We start from the raw sequence: 25,179 nt of genomic DNA on the forward strand, positions 1-25,179 counted from the left end.
TCGTGCCGACGCCCACATCCTGCCAATCGCTCCTACGCCGCCCGCCGGCGCAGGCGCAGGACGAAGCCGATGACTTCCGCCACCGCGCGGTAGTGTTCGGCCGAGATCTCGCGGTCGATCTCCACCGTGGCGTGCAGCGCCCGGGCGAGCGGCGGGTTCTCGATCACCGCGACGCCATGCTCCGCCGCCACCGTGCGGATGCGCAGGGCCAGGGCATCGACGCCCTTGGCGACACAGATCGGGGCGGCCATGCCGGCCTCGTAGCGCAGGGCCACCGCGTAGTGGGTCGGGTTGGTCACCACCACGGTGGCGGTCGGCACCGCCGTCATCATCCGCTTCCGCGCCCGCGCCATGCGGATCTGCTTCATGCGGCCCTTGATCTCCGGGTTGCCGTCCGACTCCTTCATCTCCTGCTTCATCTCCTCCTTCGACATGCGGTGGCGCTTGCGCCAGCGGAAGCGCGCGTAGAGCGCGTCGCCCAGCGTGATCGCCAGGTGCATGCACAGCATGCCGGCGAGCAGCCGCAGGCTGAGGGAGAGGATCGCGGGCAGGCTGCCGGCCGGATCCAGGCGGGCGAACACCTCCAGCCGGTCGCGGTCGTTCCAGAGCAGCACCGCGCCGACGATGCCGACCGCGCCGATCTTGGCGAGGCCCTTGCCGAACTGGAACAGGGCCTCGACCCCCATCAGCCGCTTGATCCCAGCCATCGGCGAGATCCGGTCGAATTTCGGCGCCAGGGTCTGGGCGGTGAGGACCAGCGGGTGCTGCAGCAGGCCGGCGGCGAGGCCGGCCGCAGCCGCCATCCCGACCGGCACCGCCACCGCCTCCAGCCACAGCCACAGGCCCCGGGTCGCCGCCTGCTTCATGGCGGTGGCGTCGTCCGGCAGGGTGTGAGCGTTGGCGAGGTAGGCCTTGAGGCCCTGGGTCAGGTTCTGGGCGATGGTCGGGGCCGCGATCACCAGGGCAAGCGTGAACGCCCCGAGGATCGCGAAGGTGTTGATTTCCGCGCTTGTTGCGACGTCGCCGCGCTCGATCGCCTGATCGAGCCGCCGCTGGGTCGGCTCCTCGGTCTTGTCTTCCTGCTCCGCGCCCTCGGCCATCGTCCCTGCTCGACCTCAGTGCGCGTGGACGCTCAGCGCCCGACGAATTCGCCGAGATACCGGCCGAGATCGTCCAGAAAGACGCCCATCATGACGCCGAGCGAGCCCATCAGGATCAGCATGCCGACGAGCACCGAGGCCGGGACCGCCAGGAAGAACACCTGCAATTGCGGCATCAGCCGCGACAGCACCCCGAGCCCGAGGTTGAACAGCAGCCCGAAGGCGATGAACGGCCCGGAGATCTGCACCGCCAGGGTGAAGCCCCGGGTGAGCGCCTTCACCGCCAGCATCAGCGCGTCGGAGAAGGCCGGGACCCCGTCCGGAGGCAGCACCACGTAGCTCTGCGCCAGGCCCTCGATGGCGAGGTGGTGCAGGTCGGCGGCGAAGATCAGCGTGACGCCGAGCAGGGACAGGAAGTTGCCGAGCGCCGCCTGCTGGCCGCCGTAGCTCGGGTCCACCGTCATGGCGTAGGCCAGGCCGAGCTGCTGCGAGATGATCAGCCCGGCGGTCTGCAGCGCGGCCAGCACCATCCGGACCGACAGGCCGAGGACCAGGCCGACGATCGTCTCGGCGAACAGGAGCCCGATCAGCCGGGGCCCCGCCAGCCCGTCGGTGCCGCCGAGCAGCGGGCGCACGGTCGGGAACAGCACCAGCGTGGTCAGCAGCGCGAAGGCCAGCCGGATCCGCGGCGACACCATCTGCTCGCCGACCCCGGGCATCAGCATGATCAGCGTGCCGACCCGGGCGAAGGCGATCAGGTAGGCCGAGGCGATGCCGGGCAGGAGCAGGTTCATCGCCGCCCCTATGGCACGTGCGCGCCGCCCCTGTCCCGCCGGAGGGCGCCATCAGCCGCCGGCCGCGATGCGGGCGGCGATGCGGATCATGTAGCCCGCCATGGCGTCGCCGATGAACGGCAGCATCAGCAGGAGCGCGGCGAACACCGCGACGATCTTGGGCACGTAGATCAGGGTCTGCTCCTGGACCTGCGTCAGCGCCTGGAGCAGCGAGACGATCAGCCCGACCGCCAGCGCGACCAGCATCAGGGGGCCGGCCACCTTGAGGAAGACGAAGATACCGTCGCGGGCGACGTCGAGGATGGCCAGGCCGGTCATGGGGCGTCGTGCTCAAAAAGAAGGCAGCGGAAATCCGCTGGTCCGGGATGTCTGCTCAAATCTGCATCCGCATGATCTCTTCGTAGGCGGAGATCATGCGGTCGCGCACCGCAACCATGGTCTGCAGGGCGGTCTCGCTCTCGGCTACCGCGGTCACCACGTCGACCACGTTGGCCTTGCCGGACGCCGCCGAGATCGCCTGGCCGTCGGCCCGCCGTCCGGCATCCCCGACGTTGTCCAGGGCGCTGCCCAGCATCTGCATGAAGTTGCCGCCGGCCTCATTGGCCGACTGGATTTTCGGGGCGGGGCGGCCGTTCGCCATGCCCTGGACGGCGGCGTAGGCGCCGGCCGCGAAATTGCTCGTCGCCATCGGCTAGACTTCCTTCGGGATCACGTCAGGCGGGCTCACTTCAGGATCGACAGCGTCTGCGAGAGCATCTTGCGCGTGGACGTCACCATGTTGAGGTTCGCCTCGTAGGAGCGCTGGGCCTCGCGCAGGTCCATGTTCTCGATTAGGGCGTTGACGTTGGGCATCTGCACCTCGCCCCGGGCGTTAGCCGCGGGGTTGCCGGGCTCGTACTTGGTCCGGAACGCGGACGTGTCGCGCCGGACCCGGCCCGCTTCCACCAGCTTGGCCCCGGTCTCCGGGTCCATGTGGCTGGTGAAGGACGGGATCTTGCGGCGGTAGGGTTCGGTCCCAGCCGAGGCCGGCGCGGAATCGGCGTTGGCGATGTTCTCGGCGATGATCCGCATCCGGCCCGACTGCGCCTTGAGGCCGGCGGCGGCCACGGTGAGGGACTTACTGAATTCCATGGCTCAGGGCCCCTTTTCCGCCGCGCGTTTCGACGGCGCGTCCGATCGATCGGTGTCCGAAACGTTCAGCTCTTGCCGATGGCGATCTTCAGGGTCGTCAGGCTGTGCTGGTAGAGCGAGGCGGCGAGCTGGTAGTCGGACTGGTTGTCGCCGGCTTTCATCATCTCGTCCTCGAGGTTGACCGCGTTGCCGTTCGGCCGGATCTCGAAGCGCTTGGCGCCCTTGGCGTCGGCCCCGGCCTCGGATTGCCCGGGAGGCGCGAGGTGGGCGGGGCTGGTCAGCGCCAGGCTCGGAGAGGTGTTAACCGCAGTGCCGGTGGCCCGGTCGAAGCGCAGCTCGGCCAGGTCGCGCGGCTTGAAGCCCGGCATGTCGGCGTTGGCGACGTTCTCGGCGATCAGCCCCTGGCGCGCCTGCGCCCACTGCATCCGGGTGCGCAGCATCCCCAGGACGGGCAGGTCGGTCAGGGCCATGGTCGCCTCCGGGTGCGCGATGCCCCGTCGGTTCGAGCGGGCTCGGCAAAATCTGCCGCCTTCATGGTTAACGCACCGTTAAGCGCGCGAAGCCGGTCGGGAGATCGCCAACCGCCGCGTCGGGCGCTCGCGGACGGGGCCGCGGCGACGGTCCCCGGGATGGCGGCGCCCGGTCCTTCACAACCTCTTGTCTCGATGGCGCTAAACTTAAGAGCCTGTTAACGAAGTCTTAACGTCGTTTGCCTTGGGGGGCGGCCGGCGTGGTATGAGCGAGGCTCGTGCCGGGCGCGGCCCTGCGGCGGCCGAAACGTGCGAGTGCGTAATCTTGCAATGGCTGCAATCCGTGTTCGGTTCTGAGGGCTCTCCCATCGTCCAGTATGTCGTGATCTTCGCCGTCATCTTCACGGCGTTGGCCGCGATCGTGTTCACGGTGCGCCGCCTGACCGGACGCAGCCTGGCGCTGCCCGGACGCACCCCTGCCCGCGGGCGCCAGCCGCGGCTCGGCATCGTCGATGTCTACGAACTCGACCGGGCCCGGCAGCTGATCCTGCTGCGCCGGGACAACGTCGAGCACCTGCTGCTGGTCGGCGGCCCCAACGACGTCGTGGTCGAGCGCAACATCCAGCGCTCGCAGCGCCCCCTGCCCGAGGCGACGCTGCGCGCCGATGGCGGGTCGGAGCCCCTGGCCGAGCCGTTGCCCGATCCGATGGCCCAGGGTGGCCGCCTCGCCGAGCCGCCCCGGGCGCTCGCCGAGATCGCCGGCCGCCGCTCCGAGCCGTTGTTCGATCCCGGTTTCGAGATGCCGGTCGTGGTGCCGCCGCCGGTGCCGCGCTCCGCCGCCGCCCCGGCGGTCACCTTCCCGCTCGATGTCGGCTTGCTGGGCGGTGACGAGCCGGGCCAGGAGGTCTCGGCCCCGGCCGTCCCGCAGCCCCGCGCAGCCGAACCCTCTGCCCCGTCGCCGCCGCTCCGTGAGACGTTCTCGCCCCGGCGGATCCTGAGCCGCACCGCGCCGCCGCTGGCCGAGCCGCGCGCCAATCCCGCCTCCGAGCGCATGCCGGAGGCCGCCCCCGAGCGCGACGAGCCCGTCCGGTCCGCTCCGACTCCTCCGAGCCTTGCCGCTTCGAGCCTTGCCGCTCCAAGTCTGGCCGTCCCGACCGAGCGGCGCTCCGTCGATCCGGCGGTGCTCAACGATATGGCGCGGCAGCTCCAGGCCGCGCTGGCGCGCCCCGCCTCGGCGGTGACGCCCGCACCGTCCGCGCTGGCGCCTGAGCCGGTGGATCCCATGGCCGCTCTGATGGCGGCCGCGCCTCCTCCTCCGGCCCCTGCACCCGTTCCGCCCGCACCGCCTGTTTCTCCAGTCCCGCCGGCCGCCCAGCAGCTCCAGCCGCCGACACCCGCGCCCGAGCCGCCGCCGGCCGCGGTTTCGACGCCCGAGCCCCCGGCCCCGAGCCCACCATCCCCCGTGGAGCCGACGCCACCTCCGGCGCCTGTCGCGCCGCCGCCGCGGGCTGCACCCGCCGCGCCGCCACGGCCCGAGCCGAAGGCCGCCGGCAACCCGTTCTCCGTGGAGGAGATCGAGGCCGAGTTCGCGCGCCTGCTGGGCCGGCCCCTCGACAAGCGCAACTGAGATCACGCGTTGACGGACGGTTAACCAGTTTTGGGAAGGGTCGGGCTCCGAGGAGGATCCGATGCTCAACCTGGACGCCCAGACCGCTCAGCGAAACCGCGCCTACCGGGCGTTCAAGCTCGACCGGGCCGGCCGCGTGTTCTCGGCCGAGATCGTGCCGGCCGCCGACGACACGCAGGCCCGCCGCCGCGCCCGGGCCATGGCCACGGACGAGGCGATCGAGCTGTGGGATCGGACCCGGTTCCTCGGCCGTTACGAGCCGGCCGCCCAAGCCCGCATGTGAGGGGCGAACCCCTCTTCCTCAATCGTACGCGCTTTCCCGCATGGCCAGGACGGCGACGAAGCTGAGCACGGCGGCAGCCGCGAGATAGAATCCGACGAAACCGATCCCGCCATAGGCCGCCAGCTCCTGGGCGATGTAGGGCGCCCCCGAGGCGCCCAGGATCCCGGCGAGGTTGTAGGTGACCGAGGCTCCCGTGTAGCGCACCCGGGTCGGGAACAGTTCCGGCAGAACCGCGCCCATGGGGCCGAACACCCAGCCCATCGCCAGCAGGCTGAGGCACAGGAAGCCCAGCACCGGCGGCCAGGTCCCGGCCGAGGCGGCGTTCCCGAGCATCGGACCCATCAGGAAGCCGAGGGCGAACACCGCGGCCATTCCGGAGAGCAGCACCGGCTTACGGCCGAACCGGTCGGCGGCAGCCCCCGAGATCACGGTCCCGAGTGCCATGAAGCAGACCGCGATGCACTCGAACATCAGGAAGGTCGGGCGGCTGTAGCCCAGCGTGCCGGTGCCGTAGCCCAGGGCGAACACCGTCGAGAGATAGAACACGGCGTAGACCGCCACCATGGCGAAGGTCCCGATTAGTACTGAGCCGCCGTGTTGGGTCAGCATCGTGGCGAACGGCACGCGCTCGGGCTTCGCGTCGGTCAGCGCGGCCTTGAAGGCCGGCGTCTCGGTGAGCTTCAGGCGCACGTAGAGGCCGACCCCGACCAGGGCGGCGGAGGCCAGGAACGGCAGGCGCCAGCCCCAGGTCTGGAAACTCTCGGGCGAGAGGCCGAAGCTGAGGCAGAGGAAGCCGAGATTGGCCAGGATGAAGCCGACCGGCGCGCCGAGCTGCGGGAAGATGCCGTACCAGGCGCGCTTGCCCGGCGGTGCGTTCTCCACGGCCAGCAGGGCCGCCCCGCCCCATTCGCCGCCGAACCCGATCCCCTGGCCGCAGCGCAGGATGCACAGCGCGGCCGGCGCCCACCAGCCCGCGGTGGCATAGGTCGGCAGGCAGCCGATCAGGACGGTGGACAGGCCCATGATCAGCAGCGAGGCGACCAGCGTCGCCTTGCGGCCGACCCGGTCGCCGAAATGCCCGAACAAAGCCGCCCCGAACGGCCGCGCGATGAACGCGATCGCGAAGGTCGCGAACGCGCTGAGCTGCTGCACCCCGGGCGCCCCCGCCGGGAAGAAGACCGGGCCGATCACCAGGGCGGTCGCGGTCGCGTAGATGTAGAAGTCGAAGAACTCGATCGCGGTGCCGACGAAGCTCGCGGCCAGGATGCGCCCGGGGCTGGCGCTCGGTGCGGCGGCGTGCGGGCTCGCGGTCTCGACATTGTGCGGCATGGTCTGACGGAACTCGGGCGGCCGGTGCTGCTTCAGGTTGAGCGCGGCGCTTTCGCACGGGGCGGCCCCGGCGGGAACCCTGAATCCCACCGGCCGGCGGCGTAGCTGTGCGATGCCGCTGCGGCGGCCTTGCGTTCGCCCGTCCCCTTCGCCAAGCTGATCGGCCTGTTTTCGAGAGGGATGCCGGCCGCGGCGCCCTCCCCCATCACTTGAGTATCGCGATGAGAGTCACCGTCGAGCGCGCGGCCCTGCTCAGGTCGCTCGGCCACGTGCACCGGGTCGTCGAGCGCCGCAACACGATCCCGATCCTGTCGAACGTGCTGCTGCGTTCGGAGGGATCGAGCCTCCAGCTCCGGGCGACCGACCTCGACATCGAGGTCACCGAGAGCGTGCCGGCCGACGTGGCCGATCCCGGCGCCACCACGGTCCCGGCGCACGTGATCTACGACATCGTGCGCAAGCTGCCCGACGGCGCCCAGGTCTCGCTGGAGACCGGCGGTGAATCCGGCCAGATGACGATCCGCTCGGGCCGGTCGCGGTTCGCGCTCGGCGCCCTGCCGGAGGGCGACTTCCCGGATCTGGCCGCCGGCGAGATGCCACACGGGTTCGAGATCGCGAGCGCCGACCTGAAGCGCCTGATCGACAAGACGCAGTTCGCGATCTCCACCGAGGAGACGCGCTACTACCTCAACGGCATCTACCTGCACACGCTGGAGTCCGAGGCCGGCCCGGTGATGCGCGCGGTCGCCACCGACGGCCACCGCCTCGCCCGGGTCGAGATCCCGGCCCCGCAAGGCAGCGTCGGGATGCCGGGGGTGATCGTGCCCCGCAAGGCGGTCGCCGAGATTCAGAAGCTTCTGGACGATGGCGGCGAGACCGTGGCGGTCGACCTGTCTCCCGCCAAGATCCGCCTGCGCTTCGCCGGCGGCCTGACCCTGATCTCGAAGCTGATCGACGGCACCTTCCCGGACTATCAGCGGGTGATCCCGGCCAACAACGACAAGCGGCTGACCGTGGAGCGCGACGCCTTCGCCAAGGCGGTGGACCGGGTCTCGACGATCTCGTCGGAGCGCGGCCGCGCCGTGAAGCTCGGGCTCACCGAGGGGCGCCTGGCGCTCTCGGTCAACAACCCGGATTCGGGCAGCGCCACGGAAGAGCTGGACGTCGATTACGAGGCCGCCGGCCTCGATATCGGGTTCAATGCCCGCTACCTGCTCGACATCACCGCGCAGCTTGAGGGCGACACCGCCCTGTTCAAGCTCGCCGACCCGGGCTCGCCGACCCTGATCCAGGATCGCGAGGGCGCGCCGGCCTTGTACGTGCTGATGCCGATGCGGGTGTAGTCGCAGGCTGTCATGCCGAACGCCGTGATCCTCGATCCAACTCGGGAAGCCTTGCGCGATCGTCTGATCACGGCGGGTCGCTTCGGTTCGCCGCAGGAAGGGATCGCGGCTGGCGTCGCGCTGCGGCTCCAGCACGAGGATCGCCTCGCGACGATGCCTGAGGCCTGGCGGAAGGGCATCGAGAGCGGAGATGATGAGCCGCTCGACGTCAGGCCGAATGCCTTGGGCGCGCGCTATGCCGCCATGGAAAAGGCCGGCCCTTGAAGCCGGTCGTTTTGTCACGACGAGCCCGAACCGATCTGCGCGCAATCGGTGCCGTCATCGTGGCTGACAATCAGACGCGCGCCGGCAGCCGCGTCTCGGAGCTGCGCGATTCGACCGAAGTCCGTCGCTCGGTCGTTAGCCGATGACGGACAGGCCCGCGCCGAAGATTGCTCTCACTGAACGGATCCTCATATTCCGATCTTGCCTGATCCTTCATCGCATTCCCGGCGACCGCATTTCGATCGGGCGCGTGCTGCATTCAGAGCGCGATCGCTCCACCTTACCGCCTTATGAGTGAACTCGACGCCGCTGGATCCACGCGCCTGACCCGGCTGATCGCCCGCGACTTCCGCAACCACGCCGACCTCGAACTCAACCCCGGCGCCCGCTTCGTCGCGCTGGTCGGCGAGAACGGTGCCGGCAAGACCAACCTGCTCGAGGCGATCTCGCTGTTCGTGCCGGGCCGGGGCCTGCGCCGGGCGGAGTTCGCCGCCATGGCGCGCGTCGACGGCCCGGGGGGCTTCGCGGTCTCGCTCACCCTGGATCGCGACGGCGCGGAGCATCGCCTCGGCACCGGTCTCGAGCCGCCGGGGCCGGACGGGCGCACGAGCCGGCTCTGCCGCATCGACGGCGCCCCCGCTGCCTCGCCGGTGGCGTTCAGCGAGTTCGTCCGGGTGGTCTGGCTGACGCCGGATCTCGACGGCCTGTTCCGTGGCGCCGCCGGCGACCGCAGGCGCTTCCTCGACCGCCTCGTACTCGCGGTGGATTCCGGCCACGGTGCCCGGGTCTCCGCCATGGAGCGGGCGTTGCGCTCGCGCAACCGGCTGCTGGAGGACCGGCCCGACGACGGCCGCTGGCTCGACGCCGTGGAGCGGGAGGTGGCCGAGCTCGGGGTGGCGGTCGCGCTTGCCCGCCGCGAGACCGCCGAGCGCCTGGACCGGCTGATCGCCGAGACGCGCGACGATTCCCAGCCCTTTCCCTGGGCGTCGATCCGCTTGGAGGGCGACCTCGACGACTTGGTGGCGGTCTGGCCGGCGATCGAGGCGGAGGATCGCTTCCGGCTCGCCCTGCGCAACGGCCGCAACCGCGACCGCGCCGCCGGCCGCACCCTCATGGGGCCACAGACCACCGATCTCGTGGTCCGCCACGGCCCAAAGGACGTCCCGGCCGGTACCGCCTCCACGGGCGAGCAGAAGGCCCTGCTGATCGGCTTGGTCCTGGCCCATGCCCGCCTGGTGCGCGCGATGAGCGGCATCGCTCCGATGATTCTCCTCGACGAGGTCGCGGCGCATCTCGATCCGCGCCGCCGGGCCGGCCTGTTCGAGGCCCTCGACGCCCTCCCCGGGCAGGTTTGGATGACCGGTGCCGACCCGGCCGCCTTCGCGCAGGCGGGCGACCGGACGGAGGTGCTGCGGATCGGGGGGTGATCGGGATCGCGGCCGACCGCTCCAGTTAGAGCGGAGGGAGCGCGCCGCGCGTCACCGCCGGGCCGCGGCGGCCAGGCTGGCGCGGTCGACGACCTCGATCGCGCCGCGCCGGAGCTCGATCAGGCCGGCCTCGGCCCATTGCGCGAGAATGCGGCTCACCACCTCGCGCACGCTGCCGACGTCGTCGGCGAGCGTCTGATGGGTGACCATGGCGACGCCCCGGGGATCGGCTTCGGCCAGGATCCGCTGGGCCAGGCGCTGCTTGAGCGGGGCGAACGCGACCGCGTCGATCAGCGTGAACAGGCCGGACATCAGCCGCGTGTAGTCGTCCATGACGAAGCTGCGGAAGGCCGCGCTGTCGTCCATCAGGTGCTGGAACGAGCCCACCGGCAGCGCCGCCAGCTGGGTCCGCTCCTCGGCCACGCTCTCCGCCGGAAAGGTGCCGCCGGACAGGAGGCATTGCGTGGTCAGGGCGCAGGTGCCGCCCGGGCCGACCTTGTAAATCAGCACCTCGCGTCCGGCCTCCGACATTCGGAAGACGCGCGTGCGCCCGTCCAGGCACATCAGGTAGTTGGCGCATTCGCCATCGAGCTCGTACGCGGTGGCACCCGTCTCCAGCACCGGGAACTGCACGGTGCCCCGGGCGAGTTGCAGGTGCGCGGGGCTGAGGGCGCGCATCAGCGGAAACCGGTCGATCCAGCGCTCGACCATCTGCGCGTCCGTCATGGCTGGCGTCACCCTCCGGCCGCGACGATGGCGGATCGTCCGGCGCGCGTTGCGTTTTTCTCCCACCGTGCCGGACTTGTGTGACCTGGGTCACCGACCGGGTTCGGCGGCCCGGCATAGCATCGCGGCCCAACCAACACGATACGGGGCCGGCTCCGCCCGGCCCCCGATGGGAGTGAAAAGATGCGCCGCCTCGCCCTGAGCGTCATGCTGGCTACACTCGCCGCCAGTCCGGCCACGGCCGAGCAGGATCTGCTGCTCGGGGCCGACATGGCCTCGCCCGCGATGACACAGGCCGAGATGAGCCGCGCCGACGTCGAGGCGATGATCGCGGCCGCCGATGGCAAGCCGATCGATCTGCACGACAAAGCTTTGTCCGGCCTCGACCTGTCCGGGCTGAACCTGCATGGGGCCAACCTGCGGACCGCGCGCCTGAACAAGACCAATTTGCGCGGCACCGACCTCAGCGATGCCAACCTCGAACAGGCGTGGTTCCTGAAGGCCGACCTGTCCGGCGCCAAGCTGGCGGACGCCAGGATGTTCGGCATCACCGCACGGGATGCCGATCTCACCGGCGCCGACCTCAGCCGGTCCAGGCCGATCGGCGACTTCAAGGGCGCCAATATGAGCGGCGCGACGCTCGTGGACCTCAAGGGCGGCGCCGACATCAAGAACCAGTCCATGGGGCTGATGCGGGCGGTGTTCACCTCGGTGAATCTCACGGGGGCGAACCTCAAGGGGGCCAACCTCGGGCGATCGCGCCTGGAATACGCCGACTTGAAGGATGCCGACCTGACCGACGTCGTGCTGATGGGCTCGGACTTGTCCGGGGCAAACCTGACCGGGGCCACGGTGGCGGGCACGGACTTCAAGAACGTCGATGTCAGCGGCGCCCGGCTGATCGACCTCAAGGGTCAGGACCGCGCCAAGGACTGGGCCGGACGCGTGAACGCCGACCGGGCCGTCGTCACCCGCGCGGCACCCTGACCGGAGCGCTCACCAGAGCTCTCACCGCCGAGACGGCCGATCGCGCATCGTACCGGATCTCAGAACCGGCACGACGCGCGCGGTCCTCAATCCGCATCGTCGTTTTCTGAGAGTGGGCGGCCACCGTTCGGAACGATGCGTGAATGCGCATCATCACCGGGCTTCGCGACGCGGCCTCGGGATGATCCGGGTGGTGTCAGCACTGACGCGGCACAGCCCGAGCACCACCAGCCAATTCCTGGGTCCCGAGGGCCGCAGACATCTTGGAAGCGCCGGCGCTCTTGGTCCGAACCGCCGCTACCGCGTGGGCCGGGAGAATACATTATCCGAACCCGGTCCAAGGCGGGAAATTTCTACCACAATCAACCGGCGGTTGTCTTATTGCGCAGCAACGTTGTCGGTTATAAGGAACCTATGTTTGTCAAGCTCCCGTTACGATAAATATCGGCCGAAAAATTCCTCATGTTAAAGCCAGCGTCAAATTTTTATAAGCTCAAAATCAGATGGATTGGCGACAGCTCACATGGTTAATGCTTAGCTTCTGTCGTATTATAATAATATGTGCACAGCCATCGACGCCGCTATCCGCCCGAGCCCTGTTGTGCTCTGGCGCGATTCGATCGCGGCGATGCCGACGCAGGGCTCACCCTGTCGCTTTTTGGCGGTGGAGCGCTGGGTGCGGCTCCGGCACAGCGCCCTCGACTTCATCGAACGGTTTGGCGACGAGGCGCACGGGCTCGGTTGGACGACGGCCGATCTGTTCGGCGTCGACCCCCACTTCGGCACACGTCGGACCAAGCGGTGCGGCGCGCTGATGGTGGACGGCCGAGCGGTGTATCGGCTCGAGCTGCACAGGGTCAGGTTCACCATCAGCTCGGGGTCGGGAAACAGGTTCGACCAGCAGGCTGGCGTCCCGGTCTGGGAGTTCGCCGGGAACGGCGCCGCGCTCGGCTGAGGGAGCGGACGTGGAGCGGGTGGATAGGGCCTGAACGCGCAGTTTGCCCGCGCCGGCCCTATGATCTGCGCCGCGTTCGACGATTCATCGAGAGCGGCGAGTGGCTCTGCCGTCTACTCGTGCGGGCTACGCTGTTCACGGAGCGCGCTGCTGCACCCGGGCCAAGGCCGGCCCCGAGTGCGTCTCCTCCACCGCTGGGACCGGCGGATTCACGCAGCGGTGGCGGACGAGGCGCGAGGCCCCGCTCCCGTTCGGGAGCGGGGCCTGTCAGCCCAATGAGAGCCGATCTCTGAAGGTCGTAGCCCGCAGAGGGGACGGGTGCGTTACGCCGCCCGCACGGTGGAGAGGAAGCGGGACACTTCGGCGCCCAGGTGCTCGGACTGACGCGACAGCTCTCCGGCGGCGTTGAGCACCTGGCTTGCGGCGGCGCCGGTATCCTCGGAGGCCTGGGCCACGCCGGCGATGTTGCTGGTTACCTCGTTGGTGCCGGTGGCGGCCTGGGCGACGTTGCGGACGATTTCCTGCGTGGCGGCGCCCTGCTCCTCGACGGCCGCGGCGATCGAGGTCGCCACCGAGTCGATCTCCCGGATGCGCGCCGTGATGCCCCCGATCGCCGTGACGGCCTGGCCGGTCACGCCCTGGATCTGCCCGATCTGCTGGCTGATCTCTTCGGTGGCCTTTGCGGTCTGCGCAGCCAACTCCTTCACCTCGGAGGCCACCACGGCGAAGCCGCGGCCGGCTTCGCCGGCGCGGGCGGCCTCGATGGTGGCGTTCAGGGCCAGCAGGTTGGTCTGCCCGGCGATGTTGGAGATCAGGCCGACCATGTCGCCGATTCGGGTCGCCGCCTGGCTGAGCGCCTGCACGAGATGATGGGTCTGGTCCGCCTCGCCGACCGCCGACTGGGCGAGTCCGGCCGATCCGAGTACCTGCCGGCCGATCTCCTGGACCGACGAGCCAAGCTCCTCGGCGGCGGCGGCCACGGTCTGGACGTTGGCGGCGGCTTCCTCGGCGGCGGCGGCCACCGTGGTGGATTGGGTGGCGGTCTGGGTGGCGCTCGCCGTCATCGACTGGGCGGTCGCCTGCAACTCCGTCGCCGAGGACGAAACCAGGCCGACGATGCCGCCGACGGCGCGCTCGAACCCGTCGGCGAGCTCCAGCATGGTCTGCTTGCGCGCAGCCGCTGCCGCCTCCTCGGCAACCCGCCGGACCTCGGCCTCCTCGGCGGCCTTGCGGGCGACCATCGCCTTGATGCCCTCCACGGCTTTGCCGACGGCGCCGATCTCGTCCTTGCGGGCTGCCTCCTTGATCTCCGCCTCGATCTCGCCCTTCGCCATCCGCTGCAGCACGGCGACCAGGCGGTCGAGCGGCCGGGTGATGCCGACCATCGCGATGAACGCGGCCAGGACAGCGCCGGCGAGCATCCCGAGGGCGCTGACGATCATCAGGCTGAGGCGCGTGGCATCGGTCTTGGCCGACAGGTCGTTGGACCCCCTCTGCATGAAGTCGTTGATGTCGTTGGACAGCGCGTTGCCTTCGACCATGAGGGTCGAGAAGGTCGGATCGATCGCGGAATGGACCAGGGCGATCGCCTGGGCGTTCTGGTTGCTGGTGCCGAGGCGGCGCACCTCGGTGACGTCGGTGAGGAACTTGTTGATTCGCATCGCCAGCGCGTCGATGCGCGGCGCGAAACTGGGCGCGTGGTCGCGCAGCGACTTGAGCGTTTCCTTCAGGTTCGGCACTGCGGCCTCGAACCCCGCGTTGGCGGTCCGGATCTGGTCCGCGTCGGTCTCGGCGATGATCCGATAGACGAAGTAGTTGAGTTCGAAGACGAATCGGTTGAGGCGCCGGCCTTCGGCTACGGCGACGGCCTCGTCGTTGATGAACGCGCTGTAGGCGTCGTCGATCTGGCTCATGCGTGACTGAGCGTACCAGACGCAGCCGCCGACAATGACGCCGATCAGAGAGACGACCGTGATCAGCTTGGTCAAGATCTTGAGGTTCGACAGGCGCAGCATGTCTGTTCGGGTCCGTCGGTCTGGGGTCGGGCTGGAGCCCAGGTGAATGCTCCGTGTATCATGATTCTATTAATCTGGCCCTAAGGTCTGCTATTTTTCTGTCAAAGGACCAAATTTGAGGTATTATTCGCATAATACAGTTTGAATACAGATGTATTCGCAATTTTAGAACCAGAATATCGCACAATATATTTGAAAGTGTCTCATAATTGCGCCGATGAGCGCATCATCAATGTGTCAAAAAACTTGAATTTACTTTCAGGTATCAGGAATCAATGTACAGGCGCGGCGCGACGGTTGTCCGGAGACCGCGTGGGGTTGCAGCGGACGGTCGGCCCTTTCCCCCGGGCCGAGGCGGCGCCACATAGACCGCGTCCCGAATGCTTCGACGATCCCGGAACCGCTGCCGCATGTCCAAGCCCATCCACGCCATGATCCGCGTTCGCGACGAAGAGCGCGCGCGGAGTTACTACGCGCGCGCCTTCGGCTTCGAGGCTGCGGACCGCTACGACTTCGACGATTTCACACTGGTCTACCTGCGCGATCCGGCCTCTCCGTTCGAGCTGGAGCTCACGGTGAACAAGGGCCGCGACACGCCTTACGACCTCGGCGACGGCTACGGCCACATCGCCGTCGTGGTCGACGACGTCGAGGCCGAACACGCCCGCCATCTCCGCGAGGGCTTCCCGGCCACCGACGTGAAGACCCTCAAGCACGGCGACACCGTGCTGGCCCGGTTCTTCTTCGCCACGGACCCGGACGGCTACAAGATCGAGGTCATCCAGCGCGGCGGACGCTTCGCCTAGAGCCGTTCCCGACCGCGTTGCCATCAGGACCGGCGCTAAGTCCCTGATCCAACGCGCTCGCTGACGCCGAACCGGCATCCGCTTTCCGCGGCGCACGCTTGCAACGTCCCGCCTTCCCCCACGCGACACATTTGAGCCACATGCCCGAGACCACCCGCATCGTCTGCATCCGCCACGGCGAATCCACCTTCAACGCCGCCCACCGGCACGGGGGCGGCGATCCCGGCCTGCTCGACGCCCGCCTGACCCCGCGAGGTCAGGCCCAGGCCCGGGACGCGCGGGAGCGACTGAAGGATATCCCGTTCGAGCTGGTGGTGATCTCGCCGCTGACCCGGGCGATCGAGACCGCCGCGATCCTGTTCGGCCAGCACCCGAACCAGCCGCGGGTGCTGGTCGAGGTGCTGCACCGGGAGTGCCAGGAGAGCAGCTGCGACGTCGGCCGGGCCGCCTCCGAGATCGCCGCCGAGTTCCCGCATCTCGATGTCGGCCACCTGCCCGAGGTGTGGTGGCATGCCGAGCCCGGCTGCGAGGTCGGCGGATACCCGGTAGAGCCGCGCCACCTGTTCGACGCCCGCGTGGCCGGATTCCGGGAGTGGCTGCGGGGGCGGCCCGAGACGACGATCGCGGTGGTCGGTCACGGGACGTTCTTCTATCACCTCACCGGCACATTCCTGGAGAACTGCGCCTCCATCGAACTCGACCTCGCCGCCGAGCCCGTCCTGGCCTGATCAGGCCGGGATTCGCGCCCGGGCCGCGTCGAGGCGCGCACGGGCGCCGATGAGGTCGATCTCCGGCGCCTGCCGGCCGATCGCCAGGGCAGCGTCGAGGATCGTGCAGGCCCGCGCCCAGGTGTCCGGCACGAACGGGGCCGCGCCCTCGGCGACCTCGGCGGCACAGCGGGCATCCTCGGCCGCGCGCTGGGCCGCCGTCGCCGTGCGGGCGACCGCGGATTGCAGTGCGCCGTCCCGCCAGCGCCGCATGCGGGCGGCTTCCTGCGCCAGCGCGCCGCCCTGCCATTCGGCCGACCGTGCCGCCGCCAGGGCTAGGCTCAGGTCCGGCGCGCCGGCACAGGCCTCGGCATGCTCGGCCATGCCAGCCCGAGCGCAGAGGGGCGCCAGGATCTGCCGGATGCTGTCCAGAGCGAGGCGCCGGGTCCGGGCAGCCTCGACGTCCGGCCGGTCGGCGCTGCCGGACAGCCGCAGCACGAAGGCGATCAATTGGGACCGCGCGTCGTCCGGCATCGCGTCGTTGAGGCCCAGCGCATAGGCCGCGATCGGCCTGGAGAAGCAGGGTGGGCAATCGGCGCTGGAACGGATCGCCTTGTAAGGCAGCCCGGCGGCCACGATCGCCGCCTCGTTGATGCAGGTTCCGCCATCGGGACCCGGGAAGGGATGCGATCCGGCCAGCAGGCGCCAGTTCAGGATCGTCAGGAAGTCGGCGTGCATCCGCGCTCCTCCGCCTCGAGACGGCAGCGTGACACGCTAAAGCCCTGTTGGCGAGACGATTTTGCTCGCCGGTAAGGGGCTGATCCTGCGACAGCCCGCGCGCTGCCCGGCATCCGCAAACGGGCTTCGACCGTTCGATTGCGGACTCACCCGCCGAGGTTCATTGCCAGGCCGGACAGCATCGCGACGCCCAGCACCAGCACGAAGGCGGCGGCCACGAGCTCCAGGCCGCCGATGACCAGCAGACCCGCTTGGCCGCGACCGCCCGCGAGGCGCAGGGCCGCACGCTTGGCGAAGACTGCGAGGCAGGCCAGGGCCGTGGTGGTCAGCGCGGTGCCCACCGCCATCGCCAGGACAGCCAGGATCCCCGCCCCCGGCACCCCCTGCGAGACCGCGAAGACCAGGATCAGCACCGCTCCGGCGCAGGGCCGCGAGCCCGCCGCCAGGACCACGCCGGCGCGGGCGCGCCAGCTATCCAGGCTGTCGAGCGTCCGGGCGTCGGGCAGGTGGGCGCAGCCAGGTCCACAGGGCGTCCCGAGTTGGACGAGCCGGCCGGCCTTACGCCAGGTCAGCGACAGCCCGACCACGGCGACGAGGGCGAAGCTGGCGGTCTCGATCACGGTTCCGGCCCGGGTCACTCCGGCTGCGGTGGCGTTCAGCACCACGGTGCCGATCCCGATGATCGCCCCCGCGACCAGCGCCTGGAGCAGGGCCGCGCAGGCGCTCAGGGCGCAACCCCGACGCAGGGCCCGCTCGCCTGCCAGGATGTAGCCGGCGATCACCGCCTTGCCGTGGCCGGGGCCGGCGGCGTGGAACACGCCGTACGCGAAGGCCAGGCCGATCAGCGGTGCCCAGTCGCCGCCGCCCTTCAGCGCCATTACGGCGGCGTTGAGGCTGCGGGAGAAGCTCGCCTGCAGGGCCAGGATCACGCCGCCGAGACCCGAGGCGGCCGGGGCCGCCTCGCGGAAGCCGATGCCGAACGGCGAGCGTGTCGGCGGCGCGGCGATCCCGGGGGCGATGAGCCAGGCCAGCCCGGCTGCCACGAGGGCGGCCAGCACCACGGCGGCGGCCATCAGACCCAACCGCAGCCCGAGCCGTCCGTACCGGGGCTGCGCGGCGACGCCGATCCCTACGGACATGCGACCAGGATCCGGCTGGCGAACTGGACTCCGTAGGACGAGGCGGCGGTGAGCGCCTCGAAGAAGGCCTCGGTCATGCCGGGCGAACCGGCTTCGGCGGTCTTGGGCTGCTCCGTCTTCGGACGAGTGACCGTGGCGGCGCAGCCCTGCGGCGCACCCGCGAGGGTGGCCGCGTCCGAGCCCTCCGCGAAGGAGAAGGCGACGAAATACGTTGGGTCGTAGACTTCCAGGGCCGCGACGCCCCTGCCCTGCTGGACCGGCGCCTTGAGCGGCAGCAGAAAGCTCAGCTCCAGCGCCTTGCCCTCAAGGCGCATCGCCGGCTCCTTCGGTTCGGCGAAGGCCTGGTCTTTGCCGCCGACCTTCAGTTTCGTGAAGTAGCCGAACTCGGCGAGGTTCTTGGTGTTCTCGGCCGCGAGCCCAGCCAATTCGTCGGGCGAGAGCGTGCCGTCCTTGTTGGCGTCGAGCCCCTGGGTGACGAAGGCGGTGTATTCGGGATCGAAGCTCCAGGTATCGCGCACGCCCACGAGCTTGCCGTCCTGATAGACGAGCTGCGCCTTCGCGGTGACCCAGACATGGGGATGGGCGGACGCGGGCGTGGCGGCGCAGGCGAGGCCGGCGGCCAGGAGCAGGGCGACGGTCTTCAGGGCCGGCTTCGGCACCGGTTTGGGGACGGGCTTGGGGAAAGGCGCGGCGATCGGCATGGGGCGGCGGCACGCTCGCTGCAGAGAGGGGGGACCACGAGAAACGCGGCCCCTTCCTCATCCGCTGGTTGGGCGAAAGCGAGGCGCAACAGGTCCCGAGACGTCACTCCTGCGCGTCCAGGCCCATCAGCTGAAAACTCGTCCGCAGGTCGTTCGACATCGGGATGTCGAGGCGCTCGCCGTTGGGCAGGCGCTTCAGGAACCAGCGCTCGTAGATCCAGCGCAGCGCGCGCGATTCGGCGAGCCTCGTGAAGGTCTGGGCTACGATCCCGGCGAACTCTGGATCGTCCTTGCGGAACATGATGCCGTACGGCTCGTAGGAGAGCTTGTCGGGCAGGACAGTGTAGTTGGCCCCGTCCTGGCTGTCGGTGGCGATCAGGCCGTAGAGCAGCACGTCGTCGGTGGCGAAGGCGTCCGCCTGACCGGCCTTCACCATGGCGTAGGACGCCGCATGGTCGGGGGCCGTCACGATCTGCGCCTGGATCCTGAGCTTGGCCAGGAGGTCGCGCACCGCCTTCTCGTTGGTGGTGCCGGCCGTGACCACCACGGTCTTGCCGCCGAGGTCCCGGTAGGAGGCCACGCCGGAGCCCTTCTTCACCAATAGCTGCGTCGCGCTGATGTAGTCGACCGGGGAGAAGGCGACGCTCCGGCGCCGCTCGGCGTTGGCGGTGGTCGAGCCGCATTCGAGGTCGATCTTGCCCGAGGTCAGGGCTGGGATGCGCGTCTCCGCGGTGACCGGCTCGTACCGGACCGTCACGGTTCGTCCGATCGCCGCCTGGATGTCGTCGGCAATCTCGCCGCACAGGTCGATGGCGTAGCCGATCGCCCTTGGGCTGCCGTCCCGGTGCTTGCCCTCCACGAAAGAGAACGGCACCGAGCTCTCACGATAGCCGAGCACGATCTCGCCGCGCTCGGCCACCCGCTTCAGGGTGCCGGTGAGCACCTCGACGGCATCGGCGGGGCGCGGGGCGCCCACCAGCGCCAAGGCGAGCACGCCTGCCATGACCAAGCCGAACCGCATCGCCGACATCCCGTGTCCTCCGCGTGACCCCGAGCCGTCCTATTCAGCCGGCGATGGGACCGTGCCGACATGGTCGAGGCGCTGATCGGTGCTGGTGAGCTGGCCCTCCCACTTGGCCACCGCGACGGTGGCGATGCTGTTGCCCAGCACGTTGGTGGCCGAGCGGCCCATATCCAGGAACTGATCGATGCCGATGATCAGCAGCAGGCCGGCTTCGGGGATGTTGAACTGCGCCAGCGTCGCCGAGATCACCACCAGCGAGGCGCGCGGCACGCCGGCCATGCCCTTCGAGGTCACCATCAGCAGGAACAGCATCGTGAGCTGCTGGCCCCAGGTGAGAGGGATGTTGTAGGCCTGGGCGATGAACATCACCGCGAAGGTGCAGTACATCATCGAGCCGTCCAGGTTGAACGAGTAACCCATCGGCAGCACGAACGAGGTGATGCGATTGGGCACGCCGAACTGCTCGAGGTTGGTCAGCATCTTCGGGTAGGCCGCCTCGCTAGACGCGGTCGAGAAGGCGAGCACGAACGGCTCCTTGATCAGGTTGAACAGCCGCATGATGCCGCTGCCGCCGAGCATCAGGAAGCCGACGCCCATCAGCAGCGCCCAGAGCACCGCGAGGCCGGCGTAGAACTCGACCAGGAACTTGCCGTAGGTCACGAGGACGCCGATCCCTTGCGTGGTAATCGTGGCCGCAATGGCCGCGAACACCGCCACGGGGGCGAACAGCATCACGTAGCCGGTCACCTTGAGCATGACGTCGGCCAGGCCCTCGATGCCCTGGGCCAGGAAGTGCCCCTTCTCGCCGAGCGCCGCGAGCGCCACGCCGAAGAAGATCGAGAACACCACGATCTGCAGGATCTCGTTGTTGGCCATCGCCTCCACGGCGCTCTTGGGCACCAGGTGGGTGACGAATTCCTTGAGCGACAGCGAAGCCGCCTTGAGCCCGGTGCCGGCGCCGACATCGGGCAGGGGCAGGTTCAGATTGTGGCCCGGCTGCATAAGGTTAACCAGGATCAAGCCCAGCATCAGCGAGCAGAACGAGGCCCCGACGAACCAGAGCAACGCTTTTCCACCGACCCGGCCGACCGCGGCGGTATCCCCGAGATGGGCGATGCCGACGACAAGTGTCGAGAACACCAGCGGCGCAATGATCATCTTGATCAGGCGGAGGAAGATGTCCGAGACCAGTGCGATATAGCCGGCGATTTCCTTGGCCGTCTGCGGATCCGGCCAGGTGATGCTGCAGGCGTAGCCCACCGCTATCCCAAGCAGCATGCCGATGAAAATCAACGTCGTGAGCCGTGAACCCGACATCGGTACTGCTCCTCGTCGCCGCCCGGGATGGACCAGCATTGATTTTCGTTAACGTGAAGCACGAACTACGCCAGATGCAAGCCCATTCGCGGGGTGTTACTGACTTGGCCGACTGTTTTCCCGGGACGTTCGCCCGGGGTTGAAACCTGTGGCCGACTGGTCGCAGCTGCGGTACGAGACTTGCTCTCCCGGCTTGCCTGCCGTTTCTGCAGGCTGGACCAAAAACCTGCGCCCGCGAGAATACATGGACGTCTTCGTACAACAGCTGATAAACGGGCTTACGCTCGGTTCGATCTACGGTCTGATCGCGATCGGTTACACGATGGTGTTCGGAATTATTGGAATGGTAAACTTCGCCCATGGCGATGTGTTTATGGTGTCTTGCTTCATTGCGCTGATCACCTTCCTTCTCTTGACGACCTGGCTGGGCATTAGTTCGATCGCCCTGGCATTCCTGATCGTCCTCGTGGTCGCCATGGTGCTCACCGCCCTCTGGGGCTGGGCGATCGAGCGGATCGCGTACCGGCCCCTGCGCGGCTCGTTCCGGCTGGCGCCCCTGATCTCGGCGATCGGCGTCTCGATCTTCCTGTCGAACTTCGTCCAGGTGGTGCAGGGCGCACGCAACAAGCCGACGCCGCCGATGCTCTCGGGCGGCATCACGCTGTTCGAGCGCGACGGCTACGCGGTGTTCCTGGCCTACAAGCAGATCCTGATCATGGCGGTCACGGCCGTGCTGCTCACCGGCTTCTGGTATCTCGTGCAGCGGACCCCGTTCGGCCGGGCGCAGCGCGCCTGCGAGCAGGACCGCAAGATGGCCGCCCTGCTGGGCATCGACGTCGACCGGACGATCTCGCTGACCTTCGTGCTCGGCGCCGCGCTCGCGGCCGTCGCCGGGGTCCTCTACCTGATGTACTACGGCGTCGTGTCGTTCTCGGACGGGTTCGTGCCCGGCGTGAAGGCGTTCACCGCGGCGGTGCTCGGCGGGATCGGCTCGCTCCCCGGCGCCGTGCTCGGCGGCCTGATCATCGGGCTGATCGAGACCTTCTGGTCGGCCTACTTCTCCATCGAGTACAAGGACGTCGCCGCGTTCTCGATCCTGGCGATCGTGCTGATCTTCATGCCGTCTGGCATCCTGGGCCGGCCGGAGGTCGAGAAGGTCTGATGGCGAACCCCAACTCCGCGACCACCGCCACCGCGATTCCCGGATCCGCGATGGCCGGCATCCTGCGCGATGCCGCGATCTACGCGCTCGTCGCCTTCGGCCTCTGCGTGCCGATCATCAGCTACCGCACGGAGGCCGGACCCGGCAGCGACCTCCTGCTCCTGCCCCGCTGGGGCCTCGTGGCATCGCTGTGCGCGGCGATCTTCGTCGTCCGCGTCCTCCAGCGCCTCGTTCTCCTGCGCCGGGACGCCCGCCGCGCCCTGACCCCCTCCCCGGCCCAGGCCACCGAGGCGGTCCAGGGCGAGCCCGCGGCCGGACAGAAGACCTCAAAGGTTGGCCTGTACCTGTTCGTCGGCATCGCCCTGACCCTGCCGGCGATCGCTGCTGCGGCCACCGGCGGCCTGTCGTCGGCGCGCTACTGGATCGATCTCGGCATCCTGATCCTGACCTACGTGATGCTCGGCTGGGGCCTCAACATCGTGGTCGGCCTCGCCGGCCTGCTCGATCTCGGCTACGTCGCCTTCTACGCCGTCGGCGCCTATTCCTACGCGCTGCTGTCGACCACCTTCGGCCTGTCGTTCTGGATCTGCCTGCCGCTGGCGGGCGTGTTCGCCGGCCTGTGGGGGATGCTGCTCGGCTTCCCCGTGTTGCGCCTGCGCGGCGACTACCTCGCGATCGTGACGCTGGCTTTCGGCGAGATCATCCGCCTCGTCCTGATCAACTGGACGGACGTGACCGGGGGCGGGGCCGGCATCTCGTCGATCCCGCGGGCGACCTTCTTCGGCATCCCGTTCAGCGCCGGCGAGGACGGCTTCGCCGCCCGGTTCGGCATCCCGTACGATTCGATGCACCGGCTGGTGTTCCTCTACTACCTCATCCTGGCGCTGGCCCTGTTCACGAACTTCGTCACCCTGCGCCTGCGCAGGCTGCCGATCGGGCGGGCCTGGGAGGCGCTGCGCGAGGACGAGATCGCGTGCCGCTCACTCGGCATCGACACCACGGCGACCAAGCTCACGGCCTTCGCCCTCGGGGCGGCGTTCGGCGGCATCGCGGGCTCGTTCTTCGCGGTGCGCCAGGGCTTCATCAGCCCTGAGAGCTTCAACTTCCTGGAGAGCGCGATCATCCTGGCAATCGTGGTGCTGGGAGGCATGGGCAGCCAGGTCGGCGTCGCCATCGCGGCGGTGGCCATGGTCGGCGGCCCCGAGATGCTGCGCAACCTCGGCTTCCTCAAAGCCGTCTTCGGTGACGGCTTCGATCCCAACGAGTACCGCCTGCTGCTGTTCGGGCTCGCCATGGTGGCGATGATGGTCTGGCGACCGCGGGGCCTGATCTCGGTGCGCCTGCCCTCCGTGTCATTGGGCGAGCGCCGCGCCGTCTCGGGTGCGCATGTGAGCGAGGGGCACGGCTGATGGCGCTTCATCCGGATCCCCGGGCGCAGGCGCAGGTCTCCGCCCCGCCGGTGCTCGCCGTCGAGCACCTGACCATGCGGTTCGGCGGGCTCACCGCCGTCTCCGGCCTGTCCTTCGAGGCCAGGCGCGGCGACATCACCGCCCTGATCGGCCCGAACGGGGCCGGCAAGACCACGGTGTTCAACTGCATCACCGGCTTCTACAAGCCGACTGAGGGTATGCTCCGGCTCGCGCATGACGACGGCACCACGCACCTGCTGGAGCGGCTGCCGAACCACGCGGTCAACCGCACCGCCCGGGTGGCCCGGACCTTCCAGAACATCCGCCTGTTCCAGGGCATGACGGTGCTGGAGAACCTGCTGGTCGCCCAGCACAAGCCGCTGATGCGCGCCTCCGGCTACACCCTGTTCGGTCTGCTCGGCCTCAAGGGCTACCGGGACGCGCAGGCCGAGGCGATCGAGCGGGCCAAGGCTTGGCTCGACCGGATCGACCTGATGGCGCGGGCCGACGATCCGGCCGGCGCCCTTCCGTACGGCGCCCAGCGCCGGCTGGAGATCGCCCGGGCGATGTGCACCGATCCGGTGCTGCTCTGCCTCGACGAGCCGGCCGCGGGCCTCAATCCGCGTGAGTCCGCCGAGCTCAACGCGCTGCTGCGCCACATACGGGACGCGCACGACACCTCCGTGCTGCTGATCGAGCACGACATGTCGGTGGTGATGGAGATCTCGGATCACGTGGTCGTGCTGGATTACGGCCAGAAGATCGCCGACGGCACTCCGGCCGAGGTGCGGGCGGATCCGAAGGTGATCGCCGCCTATCTGGGCGTCGAGGACGACGAGGTGGAAGCCGTGGAGGCCGAGGTCGGCCTCACCGTGCCGCACGGGGACCCGACGCGTCCGGACGTGAACCGCTCGGAGGCTTCGGTATGAGCGTGGCCGGCATCAACGTCCTGGTCGAGGAAACCCGGGCGATCCAGGCGGGGGGCAAGCCCCCGCTCCTCGCGGTGCGCGACGTCTCGACCTATTACGGCAGCGTCGCAGCCCTACGGGGCGTCGATATCGACGTCGCCGACGGCGAGATCGTCACGCTGATCGGCGCCAACGGCGCCGGCAAGTCGACCCTGATGATGACGATCTTCGGCAGCCCCCAGGCGCGCACCGGGACGATCACGTACGACGGGCGCGACATCACCCGGCTGCCGACCCACGAGATCGCCCGGCTCGGCGTCGCACAATCGCCGGAGGGCCGCCGGGTCTTCCCGCGGATGAGCGTGTTCGAGAACCTCCAGATGGGCGCCTCGCTCCACGGCGAGCGCTACTTCCAGGAGGATCTCGAGAAGGTCTGCACCCTGTTCCCGCGGGTGAAGGAGCGCCTGAACCAGCGCGCCGGCACGATGTCGGGGGGCGAGCAGCAGATGCTGGCCATCGCCCGGGCGCTGATGAGCCGTCCGCGCCTGCTGCTCCTGGACGAGCCGTCGCTCGGCCTGGCGCCGCTGGTGGTCAAGGGCATCTTCGACGCGATCCGGGAGCTGAACCGCACGGACGGCATGACGATCTTTCTGGTCGAGCAGAACGCCTACCACGCCCTGAAGCTCGCCCATCGCGGCTACGTGCTGGTCAACGGTCGCGTCACGTTGAGCGGAACCGGCAGGGCGCTGCTCGACGATCCGAACGTCAAGGCCGCCTATCTGGAAGGGGGCCATACCGGCCCGGTCGGGGCATGAGC

Annotated in this window: 27 protein-coding genes; 13 read left to right on the forward strand and 14 right to left on the reverse strand. The window is 69.1% G+C overall.

Going from position 1 to position 25,179, the window contains the following annotated elements:
- Positions 1–32 precede the first annotated feature (32 nt).
- From AC0IY0_RS08375 to flgB, 6 genes are all read right to left on the reverse strand, one after another.
- On the reverse strand, positions 33–1,100 hold the full coding sequence (locus AC0IY0_RS08375; RefSeq protein ID WP_471763560.1) for an EscU/YscU/HrcU family type III secretion system export apparatus switch protein: 1,068 nt from the start codon (positions 1,098–1,100) through the stop codon (positions 33–35).
- A gap of 32 nt (positions 1,101–1,132) precedes the next feature.
- A complete protein-coding gene (gene fliR, locus AC0IY0_RS08380) occupies positions 1,133–1,894 on the reverse strand; it encodes a flagellar biosynthetic protein FliR (RefSeq protein WP_147907563.1) in 762 nt (253 codons plus the stop codon).
- 51 nt (positions 1,895–1,945) lie between these two features.
- A complete protein-coding gene (gene fliQ, locus AC0IY0_RS08385; protein WP_147907564.1) occupies positions 1,946–2,212 on the reverse strand; it encodes a flagellar biosynthesis protein FliQ in 267 nt (88 codons plus the stop codon).
- A 55-nt stretch (positions 2,213–2,267) separates the two neighbouring features.
- A complete protein-coding gene (gene fliE / locus AC0IY0_RS08390) occupies positions 2,268–2,582 on the reverse strand; it encodes a flagellar hook-basal body complex protein FliE (protein ID WP_147907565.1) in 315 nt (104 codons plus the stop codon).
- Positions 2,583–2,617: 35 nt separating this feature from the next.
- The gene (gene flgC / locus AC0IY0_RS08395) at positions 2,618–3,025 is read right to left on the reverse strand and encodes a flagellar basal body rod protein FlgC (protein ID WP_147907566.1); all 408 of its coding nucleotides are present in this window, start codon (positions 3,023–3,025) and stop codon (positions 2,618–2,620) included.
- A gap of 65 nt (positions 3,026–3,090) precedes the next feature.
- Positions 3,091–3,495, reverse strand: a complete 405-nt coding sequence (flgB, locus tag AC0IY0_RS08400; protein ID WP_147907567.1) for a flagellar basal body rod protein FlgB — start codon at positions 3,493–3,495, stop codon at positions 3,091–3,093.
- A gap of 343 nt (positions 3,496–3,838) precedes the next feature.
- Here flgB and AC0IY0_RS08405 point away from each other — a divergent pair, with 343 nt between their 5' ends.
- Together AC0IY0_RS08405 and AC0IY0_RS08410 are read left to right on the forward strand one after the other, a co-directional pair.
- Positions 3,839–5,122: a hypothetical protein gene (locus AC0IY0_RS08405; RefSeq protein WP_471763562.1), complete on the forward strand. Its 1,284-nt coding sequence runs from the start codon at positions 3,839–3,841 to the stop codon at positions 5,120–5,122.
- Positions 5,123–5,183: 61 nt separating this feature from the next.
- Complete coding sequence (locus AC0IY0_RS08410; RefSeq protein ID WP_147941550.1) at positions 5,184–5,405, forward strand: hypothetical protein; 222 nt, start codon at positions 5,184–5,186, stop codon at positions 5,403–5,405.
- Positions 5,406–5,423: 18 nt separating this feature from the next.
- On the opposite strand, the gene AC0IY0_RS08415 is transcribed toward AC0IY0_RS08410, so the two are convergent.
- Positions 5,424–6,734, reverse strand: coding sequence for an MFS transporter (locus AC0IY0_RS08415; protein ID WP_471763563.1), 1,311 nt, complete (start codon positions 6,732–6,734; stop codon positions 5,424–5,426).
- A gap of 221 nt (positions 6,735–6,955) precedes the next feature.
- On the opposite strand from AC0IY0_RS08415, the gene dnaN reads away from it, so the two are divergent.
- From dnaN to recF, 3 genes are all read left to right on the forward strand, one after another.
- Entirely contained in the window at positions 6,956–8,077 is a 1,122-nt protein-coding gene (gene dnaN, locus AC0IY0_RS08420; RefSeq protein ID WP_147907571.1) for a DNA polymerase III subunit beta, read from the forward strand.
- Between the two features lie 12 nt (positions 8,078–8,089).
- Positions 8,090–8,341 carry a type II toxin-antitoxin system ParD family antitoxin gene (locus AC0IY0_RS08425; protein ID WP_471763564.1) on the forward strand — a complete coding sequence of 84 codons (252 nt, stop codon included), beginning with the start codon at positions 8,090–8,092 and terminating at the stop codon, positions 8,339–8,341.
- Between the two features lie 290 nt (positions 8,342–8,631).
- The gene (gene recF, locus AC0IY0_RS08430) at positions 8,632–9,768 is read left to right on the forward strand and encodes a DNA replication/repair protein RecF (protein ID WP_471763566.1); all 1,137 of its coding nucleotides are present in this window, start codon (positions 8,632–8,634) and stop codon (positions 9,766–9,768) included.
- Positions 9,769–9,819: 51 nt separating this feature from the next.
- Here the strand turns inward: recF and AC0IY0_RS08435 are convergent, their stop codons facing one another.
- Positions 9,820–10,494: a Crp/Fnr family transcriptional regulator gene (locus AC0IY0_RS08435; RefSeq protein ID WP_147941552.1), complete on the reverse strand. Its 675-nt coding sequence runs from the start codon at positions 10,492–10,494 to the stop codon at positions 9,820–9,822.
- Between the two features lie 183 nt (positions 10,495–10,677).
- Here AC0IY0_RS08435 and AC0IY0_RS08440 point away from each other — a divergent pair, with 183 nt between their 5' ends.
- Positions 10,678–11,481 carry a pentapeptide repeat-containing protein gene (locus tag AC0IY0_RS08440; protein ID WP_419829649.1) on the forward strand — a complete coding sequence of 268 codons (804 nt, stop codon included), beginning with the start codon at positions 10,678–10,680 and terminating at the stop codon, positions 11,479–11,481.
- Positions 11,482–12,082: 601 nt separating this feature from the next.
- Entirely contained in the window at positions 12,083–12,436 is a 354-nt protein-coding gene (locus tag AC0IY0_RS08445) for a hypothetical protein (protein ID WP_147941553.1), read from the forward strand.
- Between the two features lie 323 nt (positions 12,437–12,759).
- Here AC0IY0_RS08445 and AC0IY0_RS08450 read toward each other — a convergent pair whose 3' ends face one another.
- Positions 12,760–14,451, reverse strand: coding sequence for a methyl-accepting chemotaxis protein (locus AC0IY0_RS08450; protein ID WP_471763568.1), 1,692 nt, complete (start codon positions 14,449–14,451; stop codon positions 12,760–12,762).
- Between the two features lie 410 nt (positions 14,452–14,861).
- Between AC0IY0_RS08450 and AC0IY0_RS08455 the strand changes: the two genes are divergently transcribed.
- Together AC0IY0_RS08455 and AC0IY0_RS08460 are read left to right on the forward strand one after the other, a co-directional pair.
- Complete coding sequence (locus tag AC0IY0_RS08455) at positions 14,862–15,257, forward strand: VOC family protein (protein WP_147907578.1); 396 nt, start codon at positions 14,862–14,864, stop codon at positions 15,255–15,257.
- A 140-nt stretch (positions 15,258–15,397) separates the two neighbouring features.
- Positions 15,398–15,985: a histidine phosphatase family protein gene (locus tag AC0IY0_RS08460; RefSeq protein ID WP_147938402.1), complete on the forward strand. Its 588-nt coding sequence runs from the start codon at positions 15,398–15,400 to the stop codon at positions 15,983–15,985.
- Here AC0IY0_RS08460 and AC0IY0_RS08465 read toward each other — a convergent pair whose 3' ends face one another.
- The 5 genes from AC0IY0_RS08465 to AC0IY0_RS08485 form a co-directional block, all read right to left on the reverse strand.
- On the reverse strand, positions 15,986–16,702 hold the full coding sequence (locus AC0IY0_RS08465) for a hypothetical protein (RefSeq protein ID WP_461231139.1): 717 nt from the start codon (positions 16,700–16,702) through the stop codon (positions 15,986–15,988).
- Between the two features lie 146 nt (positions 16,703–16,848).
- Complete coding sequence (locus AC0IY0_RS08470) at positions 16,849–17,841, reverse strand: nickel/cobalt transporter (RefSeq protein WP_471763570.1); 993 nt, start codon at positions 17,839–17,841, stop codon at positions 16,849–16,851.
- Positions 17,832–18,542, reverse strand: a complete 711-nt coding sequence (locus tag AC0IY0_RS08475) for a DUF1007 family protein (protein ID WP_471763572.1) — start codon at positions 18,540–18,542, stop codon at positions 17,832–17,834. Before AC0IY0_RS08475 ends, AC0IY0_RS08470 begins: the two co-directional genes overlap by 10 nt.
- A gap of 103 nt (positions 18,543–18,645) precedes the next feature.
- Positions 18,646–19,572 carry an amino acid ABC transporter substrate-binding protein gene (locus AC0IY0_RS08480; RefSeq protein WP_419829646.1) on the reverse strand — a complete coding sequence of 309 codons (927 nt, stop codon included), beginning with the start codon at positions 19,570–19,572 and terminating at the stop codon, positions 18,646–18,648.
- A gap of 30 nt (positions 19,573–19,602) precedes the next feature.
- Positions 19,603–20,883, reverse strand: a complete 1,281-nt coding sequence (locus tag AC0IY0_RS08485) for a dicarboxylate/amino acid:cation symporter (RefSeq protein ID WP_147907583.1) — start codon at positions 20,881–20,883, stop codon at positions 19,603–19,605.
- 244 nt (positions 20,884–21,127) lie between these two features.
- On the opposite strand from AC0IY0_RS08485, the gene AC0IY0_RS08490 reads away from it, so the two are divergent.
- Genes AC0IY0_RS08490 through AC0IY0_RS08505 form a run of 4 tightly spaced genes read left to right on the forward strand, consistent with a single transcriptional unit; the run spans position 21,128 to position 25,177 of the window.
- Entirely contained in the window at positions 21,128–22,045 is a 918-nt protein-coding gene (locus tag AC0IY0_RS08490) for a branched-chain amino acid ABC transporter permease (RefSeq protein ID WP_147907584.1), read from the forward strand.
- A complete protein-coding gene (livM, locus tag AC0IY0_RS08495; RefSeq protein ID WP_147907585.1) occupies positions 22,045–23,454 on the forward strand; it encodes a high-affinity branched-chain amino acid ABC transporter permease LivM in 1,410 nt (469 codons plus the stop codon). The genes AC0IY0_RS08490 and livM overlap by 1 nt, the downstream gene beginning before the upstream one ends.
- Entirely contained in the window at positions 23,454–24,383 is a 930-nt protein-coding gene (locus AC0IY0_RS08500; RefSeq protein WP_471763573.1) for an ABC transporter ATP-binding protein, read from the forward strand. The genes livM and AC0IY0_RS08500 overlap by 1 nt, the downstream gene beginning before the upstream one ends.
- Entirely contained in the window at positions 24,380–25,177 is a 798-nt protein-coding gene (locus AC0IY0_RS08505; RefSeq protein ID WP_147907587.1) for an ABC transporter ATP-binding protein, read from the forward strand. Before AC0IY0_RS08500 ends, AC0IY0_RS08505 begins: the two co-directional genes overlap by 4 nt.
- The last annotated feature ends 2 nt before the right edge of the window (positions 25,178–25,179 follow it).

It is taken from the genome of Methylobacterium sp. AC315 (assembly GCF_979253755.1).